The organism is Streptomyces sp. NPDC028314 (genome assembly GCF_055565795.1).
Genome location: NZ_JBVHTP010000005.1, coordinates 364,381 through 378,202, shown reverse-complemented (window position 1 = coordinate 378,202; position 13,822 = coordinate 364,381). Strand labels below are relative to the sequence as shown.

At 71.1% G+C, this 13,822-nt stretch carries 13 protein-coding genes; 8 read left to right on the top strand and 5 right to left on the bottom strand.

Going from position 1 to position 13,822, the window contains the following annotated elements:
* Positions 1-13 precede the first annotated feature (13 nt).
* From ACZ4TG_RS15145 to ACZ4TG_RS15130, 4 genes are all read left to right on the top strand, one after another.
* Positions 14-931 carry a F0F1 ATP synthase subunit gamma gene (locus ACZ4TG_RS15145; protein WP_468162580.1) on the top strand — a complete coding sequence of 306 codons (918 nt, stop codon included), beginning with the start codon at positions 14-16 and terminating at the stop codon, positions 929-931.
* Positions 931-2,373 carry a F0F1 ATP synthase subunit beta gene (gene atpD / locus ACZ4TG_RS15140; RefSeq protein WP_468162578.1) on the top strand — a complete coding sequence of 481 codons (1,443 nt, stop codon included), beginning with the start codon at positions 931-933 and terminating at the stop codon, positions 2,371-2,373. Before ACZ4TG_RS15145 ends, atpD begins: the two co-directional genes overlap by 1 nt.
* Before the next feature lie 129 nt (positions 2,374-2,502).
* A complete protein-coding gene (locus tag ACZ4TG_RS15135) occupies positions 2,503-2,877 on the top strand; it encodes a F0F1 ATP synthase subunit epsilon (RefSeq protein WP_468162576.1) in 375 nt (124 codons plus the stop codon).
* 129 nt (positions 2,878-3,006) lie between these two features.
* A complete protein-coding gene (locus ACZ4TG_RS15130) occupies positions 3,007-3,453 on the top strand; it encodes a DUF2550 domain-containing protein (protein WP_468162574.1) in 447 nt (148 codons plus the stop codon).
* Positions 3,454-3,540: 87 nt separating this feature from the next.
* Here the strand turns inward: ACZ4TG_RS15130 and ACZ4TG_RS15125 are convergent, their stop codons facing one another.
* The 3 genes from ACZ4TG_RS15125 to ACZ4TG_RS15115 form a co-directional block, all read right to left on the bottom strand.
* Positions 3,541-5,397, bottom strand: a complete 1,857-nt coding sequence (locus ACZ4TG_RS15125) for a glycosyl hydrolase family 18 protein (RefSeq protein WP_468162572.1) — start codon at positions 5,395-5,397, stop codon at positions 3,541-3,543.
* Positions 5,398-5,581: 184 nt separating this feature from the next.
* Positions 5,582-6,235: a response regulator gene (locus tag ACZ4TG_RS15120; RefSeq protein ID WP_468162570.1), complete on the bottom strand. Its 654-nt coding sequence runs from the start codon at positions 6,233-6,235 to the stop codon at positions 5,582-5,584.
* Entirely contained in the window at positions 6,232-7,416 is a 1,185-nt protein-coding gene (locus ACZ4TG_RS15115; RefSeq protein ID WP_468162728.1) for a sensor histidine kinase, read from the bottom strand. The genes ACZ4TG_RS15120 and ACZ4TG_RS15115 overlap by 4 nt, the downstream gene beginning before the upstream one ends.
* 188 nt (positions 7,417-7,604) lie before the next feature.
* Between ACZ4TG_RS15115 and ACZ4TG_RS15110 the strand changes: the two genes are divergently transcribed.
* Positions 7,605-8,159, top strand: coding sequence for a hypothetical protein (locus ACZ4TG_RS15110; protein ID WP_468162726.1), 555 nt, complete (start codon positions 7,605-7,607; stop codon positions 8,157-8,159).
* Here the strand turns inward: ACZ4TG_RS15110 and ACZ4TG_RS15105 are convergent.
* Positions 8,156-8,728, bottom strand: coding sequence for a cob(I)yrinic acid a,c-diamide adenosyltransferase (locus ACZ4TG_RS15105; protein WP_468162568.1), 573 nt, complete (start codon positions 8,726-8,728; stop codon positions 8,156-8,158). The two genes, ACZ4TG_RS15110 and ACZ4TG_RS15105, sit on opposite strands and share 4 nt — an antisense overlap.
* 258 nt (positions 8,729-8,986) lie before the next feature.
* Between ACZ4TG_RS15105 and ACZ4TG_RS15100 the strand changes: the two genes are divergently transcribed.
* The 3 genes from ACZ4TG_RS15100 (at position 8,987) to ACZ4TG_RS15090 (ending at position 12,872) form a co-directional block, all read left to right on the top strand.
* On the top strand, positions 8,987-9,835 hold the full coding sequence (locus ACZ4TG_RS15100; protein WP_468162566.1) for a 3-hydroxyacyl-CoA dehydrogenase family protein: 849 nt from the start codon (positions 8,987-8,989) through the stop codon (positions 9,833-9,835).
* A gap of 157 nt (positions 9,836-9,992) precedes the next feature.
* Positions 9,993-10,316, top strand: coding sequence for an STAS domain-containing protein (locus tag ACZ4TG_RS15095; RefSeq protein WP_281209083.1), 324 nt, complete (start codon positions 9,993-9,995; stop codon positions 10,314-10,316).
* Positions 10,317-10,511: 195 nt separating this feature from the next.
* Positions 10,512-12,872, top strand: coding sequence for an ATP-binding protein (locus tag ACZ4TG_RS15090; RefSeq protein ID WP_468162564.1), 2,361 nt, complete (start codon positions 10,512-10,514; stop codon positions 12,870-12,872).
* 99 nt (positions 12,873-12,971) lie between these two features.
* Here the strand turns inward: ACZ4TG_RS15090 and nucS are convergent, their stop codons facing one another.
* Positions 12,972-13,643: an endonuclease NucS gene (nucS, locus tag ACZ4TG_RS15085; protein WP_468162562.1), complete on the bottom strand. Its 672-nt coding sequence runs from the start codon at positions 13,641-13,643 to the stop codon at positions 12,972-12,974.
* Positions 13,644-13,822: the final 179 nt, after the last annotated feature.

Genomic DNA, 13,822 nt, shown 5'->3' with positions numbered 1-13,822 from the left:
AGGGACCTGACTCATGGGAGCGCAGCTCCGGGTCTACAAGCGTCGCATCCGTGCCATCACGGCGACCAAGAAGATCACCAAGGCGATGGAGATGATCGCCGCCTCGCGCATCGTCAAGGCGCAGCGCAAGGTGGCGGCATCGATGCCGTACGCGACCGAGCTCACCCGTGCGGTGACCGCGGTGGCGACCGGCTCGAACACCAAGCACGCCCTGACCACCGAGGTCGAGGCGCCGACCCGTGCCGCGGTTCTGCTCATCACGAGCGACCGCGGTCTGGCCGGCGGCTACTCCTCGAACGCCATCAAGCAGGCGGAGCGGCTCACCGAGCGGCTGCGCGCTGAGGGCAAGGACGTCGACACCTACATCGTCGGCCGCAAGGGTCTGGCCTACTACGGCTTCCGCGAGCGCAAGGTCGCGGATTCGTGGACCGGCTTCACCGACAGCCCGGCCTACGCCGACGCCAAGCGCGTCGCCGGGCCGCTGATCGAAGCCATCCAGACGGAAACGGCCGAGGGTGGCGTCGACGAGCTGCACATCGTCTACACGGAATTCGTGTCGATGATGACGCAGAACCCGGTCGACGGCCGGATGCTGCCGCTCAGCCTCGACCAGGCTGCGGAGGAGGACGGTGCGAAGGGCGAGATCCTTCCGCTGTTCGACTTCGAGCCGTCGGCGGAGGACGTCCTCGACGCCCTGCTGCCGCGCTACGTCGAGAGCCGCATCTACAACGCACTGCTGCAGTCGGCCGCTTCCGAGCACGCCGCCCGCCGCCGCGCGATGAAGTCGGCGACCGACAACGCCGGAGACCTCATCAAGAGCCTCTCCCGGCTTGCCAACGCGGCCCGCCAGGCCGAAATCACCCAGGAAATCAGCGAGATCGTCGGTGGCGCGAGCGCCATGGCTGACGCGACCGCGGGGAGTGACAAGTAATGACGACCACTGTTGAGACGGCCGCCGCCACGGGCCGCGTCGCCCGGGTCATCGGCCCGGTCGTCGACGTGGAGTTCCCCGTCGACGCCATGCCCGAGATCTACAACGCCCTCAAGGTCCAGGTCGCAGACCCGGCCGAGGACGGCAAGCTCAAGACCCTGACCCTCGAGGTCGCGCAGCACCTGGGTGACGGCATCGTCCGTACCATCTCGATGCAGCCGACCGACGGTCTGGTCCGCCAGGCCGCGGTGACCGACACGGGCGAGGGCATCACCGTCCCCGTCGGTGACTTCACCAAGGGCAAGGTGTTCAACACCCTCGGTGAGGTGCTGAACTACCCCGAGGCGAACGCCGAGGTCACCGAGCGCTGGCCGATCCACCGCAAGGCCCCTCGCTTCGACGAGCTCGAGTCGAAGACCGAGATGTTCGAGACCGGCGTCAAGGTCATCGACCTTCTCACCCCGTACGTCAAGGGTGGAAAGATCGGTCTGTTCGGTGGTGCCGGTGTCGGCAAGACCGTTCTGATCCAGGAAATGATCTACCGCGTCGCCAACAACCACGACGGTGTGTCGGTCTTCGCGGGCGTCGGTGAGCGTACCCGTGAGGGCAACGACCTCATCGAGGAAATGGCCGACTCGGGCGTCATCGACAAGACGGCGCTTGTCTTCGGCCAGATGGACGAGCCCCCGGGCACCCGTCTGCGCGTCGCGCTCGCCGGTCTGACCATGGCGGAGTACTTCCGCGATGTGCAGAAGCAGGACGTGCTGTTCTTCATCGACAACATCTTCCGGTACACCCAGGCGGGTTCCGAGGTGTCGACCCTGCTCGGCCGCATGCCCTCCGCGGTGGGTTACCAGCCGAACCTGGCCGACGAGATGGGTCTCCTCCAGGAGCGCATCACCTCGACCCGTGGTCACTCGATCACCTCGATGCAGGCGATCTACGTCCCCGCGGACGACCTGACCGACCCGGCGCCGGCGACCACCTTCGCCCACCTCGACGCGACGACGGTTCTTTCCCGTCCGATCTCCGAGAAGGGCATCTACCCGGCCGTGGACCCGCTGGACTCGACGTCCCGCATCCTCGACCCGCGGTACATCGCGGCGGACCACTACGCCACGGCGATGCGCGTCAAGGGGATCCTCCAGAAGTACAAGGACCTCCAGGACATCATCGCGATCCTCGGTATCGACGAGCTGGGCGAGGAGGACAAGCTCGTTGTCCACCGTGCCCGTCGCGTCGAGCGCTTCCTGTCGCAGAACACCCACGTGGCGAAGCAGTTCACCGGCGTGGACGGTTCGGACGTTCCGCTCGACGAGTCGATCACCGCGTTCAACGCGATCTGCGACGGTGACTACGACCACTTCCCCGAGCAGGCGTTCTTCCTGTGCGGTGGCATCGAGGACCTGAAGGCCAACGCCAAGGAGCTGGGCGTCTCCTGAAGCCCCGCTCCTCGTGAGCAGAGCTGATTGACGGAGAGGGACGGGGTGCGTCCCGTCCCTCTCCCCACGCCCATTAGAATTTGACCCAACACCCGGCTGACCCGCCGGGTGGTGACCCGAGGAGCCACCTTGGCTGCTGAGCTGCACGTCGAGCTGGTCGCGGCGGACCGCAATGTCTGGTCCGGCGAGGCCACCCTTGTTGTCGCCCGCACCACGTCCGGCGACATCGGCGTCATGCCCGGTCACCAGCCGCTTCTCGGTGTGCTGGAATCGGGCCCGGTGACCATCCGCACCAGCGGGGGCGACACTGTCGTCGCCGCGGTGCACGGCGGATTCATCTCGTTCGCGGACAACAAGCTGTCCCTGCTGGCCGAGATCGCCGAGCTCGCGGACGAGATCGACGTCCAGCGGGCGGAGCGGGCACTGGAGCGCGCGAAGTCGGAGGCCGATGCGGCCGCCGAGCGTCGCGCCGATGTCCGACTGCGCGCGGTGACGGGGCACTGAGCCCCCGTACCGAATAGTGTGCGACCTCAGCCGCGGTCCGTGCTGGAATTTTCCAGACCGGGTCGCGGCTGAGGCGATGCAGGTCCGTTTTTCGTGTGCGGTATTCGATGAGCGAGGAGGTCGGTGAAGATGCTCCTCGCTCTGCTTGTGAGCGGCCTGGTCGTAGCCCTGTTGGCGATCGGGCTCTTTGTCTTCGGGCTGCGCCGGAGACTGATCCAGCGGTCCGGCGGGACCTTCGACTGCAGCCTGCGCTGGGGTGTGGCCGAGGAGCCCGACATCTCCGGCAAGGGCTGGGTGTACGGGGTCGCCCGCTACAGCGGTGACCGCATCGAGTGGTTCAGGGTGTTCAGCTACTCTCCGCGACCGCGCCGGCTGCTGGAGCGCTCCTCCATCGAGGTGCTCGCCCGGCGGGCGCCGGAGGGCGAGGAGGAGCTGGCCCTGCTGTCCGACGCCGTCGTGCTCGGCTGTTCCCACCGCGGGACGCGCCTGGAGCTGGCGATGAGCGAGGACGCGCTGACCGGGTTCCTCGCCTGGCTGGAGGCGGCGCCGCCCGGCCAGAGGGTGAACGTCGCGTAGGGGCTTTCCGAGCACGAAGAAGCCGGGGAGAAGGGGGCGGACCCTTCTCCCCGGCTTCGCCGTGTCACCGGGTGCGGGGCGCGGGGGCTACTGCAGACCGGTGTGGATCGCGTTGGCGAGCTCACCGCCCGCGGTGTCGCCGCTGAATTCCCAGAAGAAGGCTCCCTTGAGGCCCTGCTGCTTGGCCCAGGTCATCTTCCCGGCGACGGTGGCGGGGGTGTCGTAGCTCCACCAGTTGCTGCCGCACTTGGCGTAGGCCGTACCGGCGACCGTGCCGGTGGCCGGGCAGCTCGCCTTGAGCACCTTGTAGTCCTCGATGCCCTGCTCGTACGTGCCCTGCGCCGGTCCGGTGGCGGTGCCGCCGGGGGCGTCCTGGGTGACGCCGGTCCAGCCGCGGCCGTAGAAGCCGATGCCGAGGTTGAGCTTGGCGCCGGCGATGCCCTTGCCCTTGAGCTTGGTGATCGCCGCCTCGGAGTTGAATCCGGCGATCGGGATGCCGTTGTACGAGGTCAGCGGGGAGTGCGGGGCGGTCGGGCCCTTGGCGTCCCACGCGCCGAAGAAGTCGTACGTCATGACGTTGTAGAAGTCGACGTACTGGGAGGCGCCCGCGTAGTCCGCGAGGTCGAGCTTGCCGCCGTTGGAGCCGTCGGCGGAGATCGCCGCGGTGACCAGGTTGCTGCCGCCGAACTTGGTGCGCAGGGCCGACAGGACGTTCTTCAGGGAGGCGGCGCCGCTGGTGTCGCACGACAGACCGCAGGCGTTCGGGTACTCCCAGTCGATGTCGATGCCGTCGAAGACGTCCGCCCAGCGCGGGTCCTCGACCAGGCTGTAGCAGGAGTCGGCGAACGCGGCGGGGTTCGCCGCGGCCTGGCCGAAGCCGCCGGACCAGGTCCAGCCGCCGAAGGACCAGAGGATCTTGATGTTCGGGTACTTCGCCTTGAGCTTGCGGAGCTGGTTGAAGTTGCCGCGCAGCGGCTGGTCCCAGTTGTCGGCCACGCCGTCGACGCTCTGGTCGGCGGTGTAGGCCTTGTCGTAGTCGGCGTAGGCGTCACCGATCGTGCACTTGCCGCCCTGGACGTTGCCGAAGGCGTAGTTGATGTGGGTGATCTTCGCGGCGGAGCCGGAGGTCACCAGGTTCTTCACGTGGTAGTTGCGGCCGTAGACGCCCCACTCGGTGAAGTAGCCGAGCTTGACCTTGGCGCCGGGGTCCGGGCCGGGCCCGGGGCCCGGGTCGCCGCCGGTGGTGGTGACCGAGAGGGGAGCCGAGGAGGGTCCGGTCTGGTCCGCGGTGTCGCGGGCGGTGACCGTGTAGCCGTAGGTCGTGCCCTTGGTCAGGCCGGAGTCGGCGTAGGTGGTGCCGGTGACCGTGGCGATCTTCGCGCCGCCGCGGTACACGTCGTAGTTCTTGACGCCCTTGTCGTCGGTGGCCGCGGTCCAGGACACGGTCAGGGCCGTGTCGGTGACTCCGGTCGCGGTGAGGGTGCCGGGGGCCGACGGCGGGTTGTCGGTGGGGGTCGTGCCGCCGTCGCAGGAGCCGCCGTTGATCTTGCAGCCGCCGGGGGCGCCCGGTCCGGAGCCGTTGAAGCCGAAGCTGACGCTCGCGCCCGGGGTGAGGGTGCCGTTCCAGCCGACGTTCTTGGCGGTCCAGTGGTTGCCCGAGCTGGTGACGGTGGCGTCCCAGGCGGAGGTGACCTTGGTGCCGGCCGGGTAGTCCCACTCCACGGTCCAGCTGCTGAGGGTGGTGGTGCCGGTGTTCTTCACCGTCCACTTGCCCTCGAAGCCGGAGCCCCAGTCGGAGACCTTGGTGTAGGTCGCGGTGGCGGAGGTGGCGGCCTGTGCGGCGCCGGCCAGGCCGACGAGGCCGGCGACGGGCAGGGCCAGGGCCACCGCGGTCGCGGCGAGCCTTCTGAGCAGTCGTACGCGTCGTGGGGGTGCTGTGCTCAAGGGTGCTCCTCCGTAGGTCCGTCGAAGCCGCGGGGCCGGCTTCGACATGGGGGTGGGACCTGCGCCGCCCGTGAGCACGCCTCGTCAAGATCCTTGTCATGGCACGCTCACCACAGTGTTGCGGTGAGATTAGAAAGGTCTGGACCAACCGTCAAGAGGTCCAGACCTCCCTTCCGGTACCGCTCTAGATCCCCAACTCCTGTGCCAGTACCGCCGCTTGAACGCGACTGCGCAGCCCGAGCTTCCCCAGCAGCCTGCTGACGTGCGTCTTCACCGTCGCCTCCGCCATCGCCAGCCGGCCGGCGATCTCCGCGTTCGACAGCCCCTCGCCCAGACAGCCCAGCACCTCCCGCTCCCGCCGGGTCAGCGAAGCCACCGCCGCTTCGGTCTCCGGCGCCACGGGGGCCCGTACCGCCCGGGGAGCCGCGAACTCGGCGATCAGCCGGCGGGTCACCGCCGGGGCGATCAGGCCCGCACCGCGCGCCACCGTGCGCACCGCCTCGATCAGCTCCGCCGCCTCCGCGTCCTTCAGCAGGAAGCCCGAGGCGCCGGCGCGCAGCGCCCCGAAGACGTACTCGTCCAGATCGAAGGTGGTGAGCACCAGTACGTCGGCCAGCCCCTCCGCGACCACCTGGCGGGTGGCCGAAACCCCGTCGAGCCGCGGCATCTGCACGTCCATCAGGACCAGATCCGGCCGAAGCTCGCGGGCGAGGCGCACCGCCTCCTCCCCGTCGGCCGCCTCACCCACCACCTCGATGTCGCCCGCACTGCGCAGGATCATCACCAGACCCGCGCGCACCGCGCTCTGGTCCTCCGCCACCACGACCCGGAAGGTCACCCGGTCACCGCCTTCTCCTCGGCGGGCAGGGCTGCCCGCACCTGCCAAACCGGGCCGGCCCGGCCCGCCGTGAAATCGCCGCCGAGCAGCTCCGTACGCTCGCGCATGCCGATCAGCCCCGCCCCGGAGCCGGGGGCGCGCGGCCCCGGCCGGTCCCCGTACGGAGAGTCCACCCGTACGGTCAGCAGCCCGTCGGCGCGCGTCACGCGGACCCGGACCGTGCCCGCGACGGCGTGCTTGAGGGCGTTGGTCAGCGACTCCTGGACGATCCGGTACGCCGCCAGCTCCACCGGCGCCGGCAGCGGTTCCCCGGGCGACGGCCGGGCGTCCTCCAGTTCGAAGTCCAGCCCGCTCGCGGCCCCGTTCACCCGGGCCTGGCCGATCAGCACGTCCAGCCCGTCCAGGGAGGGCACCGCCACCGGCTCCTGCTCCGCGCCCGCGTCCCGCAGCAGTCCGATCAGCCGGCGCATTTCGGCCAGCCCCTGCACGCTGTTCTCCCGGATCACCCCGAGCGCCTCGCGGCTGGTGGCGGGGGAGTCGATGGACAGCGCGGCGGTGGAGTGGATGGCGATCGCCGACAGGTGGTTGGCCACCATGTCGTGCAGCTCCCGGGCCATCCGGGCCCGCTCGGCGACCACGGCCTGCGCCCGGTCCATCTCGGCCAGCAGCGCCGTCTGCTCGGCGCGCAGCCGGGCGGCCACCGCCGCCTCGCGGTGGTTGCGCAGGGTGGCGCCGGTCAGGGCCGGGCCGAAGCTGACGATGCCGGTGATCACGCCGATCATCAGGGCCTGGGGGGTGCGCAGCCAGGCCACCGAGGCGATGGTGACGGTGACCGTGATCAGGCCGGTGGTCACCGGGAGCCGCCGCGCCATGGAGGGCTTCCCGTAGACGACGGCGGCGTACATCAGGTCGGTGAAGATCAGGACGGTGCCCAGGTTTCCGACGGTGAACTGGTCCGCGACCACCCCGAGGGTGCCGACGACCAGCGTCACGTTCGGCGCGGTACGGCGCAGCAGCTCCATCGAGCCGAGGACCAGCAGCGGGACCAGGGCCGCCCAGGCGGGGAAGGAATCGCGGTCCGGGGAACTGTGGACCCCCAGGGACCACAGCAGCAGGCCCACGAGCACGCTGATGACAGCGAGCAGGACATCGTCGCGATGGGGGCGGAAGACGGTCTTCAAGGGCACGGTCCCATCCAACACGGTGTGGCGGGCCCGGGGCCTCGCCGCCGGGTCGGAGGTCGGGCTACATCGAAGGATGCAGTCGCCTTTCGTCAGAGCAGACGACGAACCGGGCCGCGGCGGACGGGAACCTGGAAAGGACCGGAGACGGTCGGACCGACCCGGACGGAATGAGGAGAGTGAGGACCGTGCTCGTCTCGCTGATCATCGCCTGCGAGATCGCCTTCTGGGTACTGCTGGCCGGCGGGCTGGCCCTGCGCTACCTCGCGCGGATGCCGAGGCTCGGCGCGGCGGTACTGCTGTGCGAGCCGCTGCTGGAGCTGGCCCTGCTGGTGTTCACCACCCTGGACCTGAAGAACGGCGGCGAGCCGGGCTGGACGCACGGCATGGCCGCCCTCTACATCGGCTACACCGTCGGCTACGGGCACTACACCGTGAAGTGGCTCGACCGGCACGCCGCGTACCGCTGGGGCGGCGGCCCGAAGCCGCCCGGCGCCACCTACGGCAGGGCCCGGGCCGTCCACGAGTGGAAGCTGTGGGCCCGGACCCTGGCCGGCGCGGCCGTCGCGCTCGGGCTGCTCCAGGGCGCGATCCTGTACGTGGGCGACGCGGCCGACACCGGGGCGCTCCAGCAGTGGCAGTTCGCCGCCCTGCGGGTGCTCGGCATCCATGCCGTGATCGCGGCGACCTACTCGATCTGGCCGCGGAAGGAACCGGCCGGAGCCGCAACCGCCGAGCGCTAGCGCTCGCCGCCCGGCACCCACAGCACGTCCCCGACCTCCTTGTTGGCCGTACGGGCCAGGATGAACAGGAGGTCGGAGAGCCGGTTCAGGTAGGTCGCCGTCAGCGGGTTCATCACCTCGCCGTGCACCTCCAGCGCCGCCCACGTGGAGCGTTCGGCGCGCCGGACCACCGTGCAGGCCTGGTGCAGCAGGGCCGCGCCGGGGGTGCCGCCGGGCAGGATGAAGCTGCGCAGCTTCTCCAGCTCCTCGTTGAAGGTGTCGCAGTCCGCCTCCAGCTTGTCCACGTAGAACTGCTCGACGCGCAGCGGCGGGTACTCCGGGTTCTCGACGACCGGGGTGCACAGGTCCGCCCCGACGTCGAACATGTCGTTCTGCACCCGGACCAGGACCTTCACCAGTTCCTCGGACAGGTTCCCGAGGGCGATCGCCGTGCCGATGGCCGCGTTGGCCTCGTTGACGTCGGCGTAGGCGGAGATCCGCAGGTCGGTCTTGCGCGTGCGGCTCATGTCGCCCAGGGCGGTCGTGCCCTGGTCGCCGGTGCGGGTGTAGATGCGCGTGAGGTTCACCATGACCCCACCCTAGTGAGAGGCCCCTTGGTGGCGCATGCGGTGGCCTGCGCGAGCGACGCGGAGGCCCGTCGGAGCGGACGACTCCTGGGGATCGAGGAGCGGTTGAGGAGGGCGGACGGGGAGTGAGCCGTATCAGTGTGATGTCCGTCATCTGAGACGTGACGCGTGTTACTTCACGGTCACACGACCCCTCACGGACGCTAGTCTCCGCCGGAGAGCCTACGAGACTGGGCCGTATTCAAGAACGAGGGGTGTGCAGTGGCTGGGAAGCTCGCCGTCATCGGTGCCGGACTCATGGGTTCCGGTATCGCTCAGGTTTCCGCTCAGGCGGGCTGGGACGTCGTACTGCGTGATGTCACCGACGCCGCGCTGACCCGCGGTACAGACGGGATCAAGGCCTCGTACGACAGGTTCGTCTCCAAGGGCAAGCTGACGGCCGAGGACGCCGAGGCGGCGCTGGCCCGGATCACCACGAGCACCGACCTCGACGCGGTCGCCGACGCCGACATCGTCGTCGAGGCCGTCTTCGAGAAGCTCGAGGTCAAGCACGAGATCTTCCGGGCCCTCGACAAGCTCGTACGGGACGACGCGATCCTCGCCTCCAACACCTCCGCCATCCCGATCACCAAGATCGCGGCCGTGACGGAGCGTCCGGAGCGGGTCGTCGGCGCGCACTTCTTCTCGCCCGTCCCGATGATGCAGCTCTGCGAGCTCGTACGCGGATACAAGACGAGCGACGAAACCCTGGCCACCACCCGCGCGTTCGCCGAGTCCGTGGGCAAGACCTGCATCGTCGTCAACCGCGACGTCGCCGGCTTCGTGACGACCCGTCTGATCTCGGCGCTCGTCGTCGAGGCGGCCAAACTGTACGAATCGGGCGTCGCCTCCGCCGAGGACATCGACATCGCCTGCAAGCTGGGCTTCGGGCACGCCATGGGCCCGCTGGCCACCGCCGACCTCACCGGCGTCGACATCCTGCTGCACGCCACCAGCAACATCTACACCGAGTCGCAGGACGAGAAGTTCGCGCCGCCGGAGCTGATGCGCCGCATGGTGGACGCGGGCGACTTCGGCCGCAAGAGCGGCCAGGGCTTCTACAAGCACTGAGCACCAATGTTCGAATGCCCTCACCCGACAGGGTGAATTAGGTATCGGTTCGCTCACGGTCGGCAACTTCCCTGCCCCTGAGGCAGTCAGTTGCAGTGAGAGTTGCCGACCACGGACCAGTCGGAACAGACGAACGCAAGGACTGCCGGGAGCGCATATGCACATCAGGGGCGACCACGCCGAACTCGCTGTCGGGGGCCGCCTCGACGTGCGCAGCGCGGCGGACGCCCGTACGGCCCTCCACTCCGCCCTCGACGACGGCCACGGCGACCTCGTCCTCGACCTCACCGGGCTCGACTCGTGGGATGCGACCGGCCTCGGCGTGATCATGGGCGCCCACCGGCGGGCCGGCCGGACCGGGCGGCGCCTGGTCCTGCGCGGGGTGCCGGCTCAGATGCAGCGACTGCTCGTGGCGACCAGGCTCCACCGGATCCTCGCCATCGAGGGCGGACTGGAAGCGGAATCCCTTCCGCGGGTGTGACACCCGGGTGTGCTGATTCCTGCGGAAACGTAACGGTCCGGTGGTGAAGGCCCCCCGGCGGTTCCGGCGGGACCGGCCACGGTCTAGGGTTCGGGCGGAAACCGGACCAGAAGCGACTGCGGTGTGTGCGAGCGAAGGCCGGGCGGTACGACGGCGGCAGCGGCGGTGCGCGCGACGCGATCGGGGGACTTGGTCATGGACCGTACTCAGGGGCAGCCCGGTCCGGGGGAGCGGGCTGCGCTCCCGCCGCTCCCTCCCGTGGCGCGGGTCGTCACGCTCACCGCCGGGGACTTCACCCTCAACGTGAACCCCGTCGACGGCAGCGAGATAGAACCCCTGCGGCCCGGCACCGACACGGCTGCCCCCGCCAAGCGCGGCGCGGCCGACCGCGCCGAGCGGGACGCCGCCGCACGGCCGCCCGTACTCCCGGGCCCCGTACCCGCCCAGCCGGTGCTGGAGCGCGAGGAGGAGCGGGAGCGGCTGGTACGGCTGCTGGGGCGCGGACGCTCCGTACGGCTGACCGGGCCCGCCGGATCAGGCCGTTCCGTACTGCTCGACTCGGTCGCCGCCGCCTGCGAGGGCCTCGCGCCCGACGGGGTCGTACGGCTGTCCGGACACGGCCAGCAGCAGCCCGCCGAACTGCTGCACGCGCTGTACGCCGCCGTGTACGAGGCCCCGGCCCGGCGGCCCGACCGGACGGAACTCCTCCAGCGGGTCCGGGAGATAGGCGCCGTCGTCCTCCTCGACGACCTGGAGCTGGGCGGCAGCGCGCTCGACGAACTCCTGCGGGCCACCCCCGAATGCGCCTACCTGCTGTCCGCCACCCCCGACACCAAGGCCCCCTCCGACGACTCGCACCTGGAGGAGGTCTTCCTCGGCGGCCTCGGCCGGGCCGACTGCGTACTGCTCCTGGAGGCCCTCACCGGCCGGGCCCTCACCGAGGACGAGACGGCCTGGGCGGGCGACCTGTGGTTCGCCGCCGAGGGGCTGCCCCTGCGCTTCGTCCAGGCCGCCGGGCTGCTGCGGCAGCGGGACGAGCTCAACGGGACCGGCCCGGACGACGAAGAGGAGGAGCCCGGCGTCTTCGAGGAGCGGCCCCGCGAGCCCGCCGAGGTGGCACTGCCCACGCTGGCCGAGGGCGCGGCCCCCGCGGAGCTGCTGGCCTCCCGCGTCAGCGAATCGGCGCGGGCCGCGCTGCGGATCGCCTGCGCGCTGGGCGGGGAGATGCCGCACCACGCGCACCTGCCGGCGCTGGTCGGGGACACCCATGCCGACGCGGCCGTATCCGAACTGCTGGCCTGCGGGCTGCTCACGCCGGTCGGTCCGCGCTACCGGCTGGCCGCCGGCGTCGCACGGCAGCTGGAGGAGGCCGGATACGGGGAGACCGCCGCGGAGGAGGCCCGTACGGCCGCCCGGCACTACGCCTGGTGGACCGGGCACGCCTCGGTCACCCCCGAGCGCGTCGCGGCCGAGGCGGACGCGGTACTGGCGGCGCTGGCCGGGGCCGATGTGGTGGCCGCCGTCCTGCTGGCACGCACGGCGGCGCCCTCCTTCGCGGCCTCGCTGCACTGGGAGGCCTGGGAGCGGGTGCTGCGCTCGGGCGCGGAGGCCGCGCGGAAGGCGGGGGAGGTCGCGGAACAGGCGTACTTCCACCACGAGCTCGGCGTGCTCGCACTGTGCGAGGGGCGCCTGGAGCGGGCCAGGGCGGAGCTGGAGGCCTCGATCGGGCTGCGCGGCGCGCTCGCGGACAAACGGGGGACCGTCGCCGGACGCCGGGCACTGGCCCTGGTCACCGACCGGGAGTCGGCCGGGGCGCCGGCCCCGGTGTCGCCGCCGCTGCGCCTGGAGGCGCCGGCCGCTCCGGCGGCCGAGGCCGTGACGCAGGTGGTTCCGGTCGTCCGGCGGGTGACCACCGATGCGCCGACGACGCTGTCGGAGGTGTTCGAGGACGCGTTCCCGCCGGTGGCACCGAAGCCGGCCGCCGTGCCGGTCGCGCCCGCGCTCGCGTCGGGGCCCGCCACGGCGGCGCTGCCCGGGCCCGGGACGCCGGCTCCGGGCGGGGCGGCGGCGCGGCGCAGGACGGCCCTGCTGGCCGCGGCCGGGGCGGTGACGGTGGCGGTGCTCGGCACGGTCGTGGCGCTGGCGGTCGCCCCGTCGGACACCGGGGCGCCGAAGGGGCCGGCGGTGTCCTCGACCCCGACGCAGGGCTCGGACGGCGGGACCGCGAGCGAGACGGGGGCCGGGACGGAGACGAGCGGGAACGTTCCTGCGCCGGATCCGGGGACCTCCGGTGCCACGCCCCCGGAGGAGGACACGGACCCGGGGACCGGTCCAACGGCGCAGCCGGGGACGAGTCCCGCTCCGGGGACGACGCGGGTCCCGACCCGCAAGCCGTCCTCGTCGAAGCCGGGCACGCCGGTGCAGTCCTCCACCCCGCCGGCCACCACGAGCGCGGACCCGGACCCGACGCCTTCGCAGTCGCCGGTGGAGACCCCGGTGTCCCCGCCGGCCCCGACGCAACCCGCCACCGCGACGGCCCCGTCGGCCGGGTCGTAGCGCGGCAGGAGCGGGGCCCGGGCGCCGCCCGGGGCCCGCGGGCTCCAGCCCCCGGGCCGGCGCGGCCCCGGCCAGCCCCCGGGCCGGAGCGCCCCAGGGCTAGAACAGGCGGAGCTTGTCGTCCTCGATGCCGCGCATGGCGTTGTAGTCCAGCACCACGCAGCTCATACCGCGGTCCGTCGCCAGGACGCGGGCCTGCGGCTTGATCTCCTGGGCGGCGAACACCCCCCGGACCGGGGCCAGGTGCGGGTCCCGGTTCAGGAGTTCCAGGTAGCGGGTCAGCTGCTCGACGCCGTCGATCTCACCGCGCCGCTTGATCTCGACCGCCACCGTCGTGCCGTCGGCGTCCCGGCACAGGATGTCCACCGGACCGATCGCCGTCATGTACTCGCGGCGGATCAGCGTGTAGCCCTCGCCCAGGGTGTCGATGCGGTCGGCCAGCAGCTCCTGGAGGTGCGCCTCCACGCCGTCCTTGATCAGGCCCGGGTCGATGCCCAGCTCGTGGGAGGAGTCGTGCAGGACTTCTTCCATCGTGATGATGAGCTTCTCGCCCGCCTTGTTGACGACGGTCCAGACGCCGGCCTCGTCCCCGGTCCCCTCCTTGAGGGTGCACGGAGGCGACATCCAGTTGAGCGGTTTGTACGCCCGGTCGTCCGCGTGGATCGAGACACTGCCGTCAGCCTTCACGAGGATCAGACGGGGTGCCGAGGGCAGATGGGCGGTGAGCCGGCCCGCGTAGTCGACGGAGCAGCGGGCAATGACGAGACGCATGGTCGGCAACGCTACTCGACGGATGCGCCTCCACGCGATTCGCCCCTGAAAGCCCCGTTCGCCGATGGCGCGTTGTATGCGCATTCTCCTGGTGCGGTACCCGGTGGGCGCCTACCGTGGATAGCGGGAGGTTGTCGAGCGTGCACACTGCGTCGCGGCCCTCCTTCCCTGCCCGTAAG

Coding starts and splice junctions, on each gene's coding strand:
- atpD (WP_468162578.1), top strand. CDS start 931: ATGACGACCACTGTTGAGACGGCCGCCGCCACGGGCCGCGTCGCCCGG.
- ACZ4TG_RS15130 (WP_468162574.1), top strand. CDS start 3,007: ATGCTCCTCGCTCTGCTTGTGAGCGGCCTGGTCGTAGCCCTGTTGGCG.
- nucS (WP_468162562.1), bottom strand. CDS start 13,643: ATGCGTCTCGTCATTGCCCGCTGCTCCGTCGACTACGCGGGCCGGCTC.
- ACZ4TG_RS15095 (WP_281209083.1), top strand. CDS start 9,993: ATGCACATCAGGGGCGACCACGCCGAACTCGCTGTCGGGGGCCGCCTC.
- ACZ4TG_RS15090 (WP_468162564.1), top strand. CDS start 10,512: ATGGACCGTACTCAGGGGCAGCCCGGTCCGGGGGAGCGGGCTGCGCTC.
- ACZ4TG_RS15105 (WP_468162568.1), bottom strand. CDS start 8,728: ATGGTGAACCTCACGCGCATCTACACCCGCACCGGCGACCAGGGCACG.
- ACZ4TG_RS15145 (WP_468162580.1), top strand. CDS start 14: ATGGGAGCGCAGCTCCGGGTCTACAAGCGTCGCATCCGTGCCATCACG.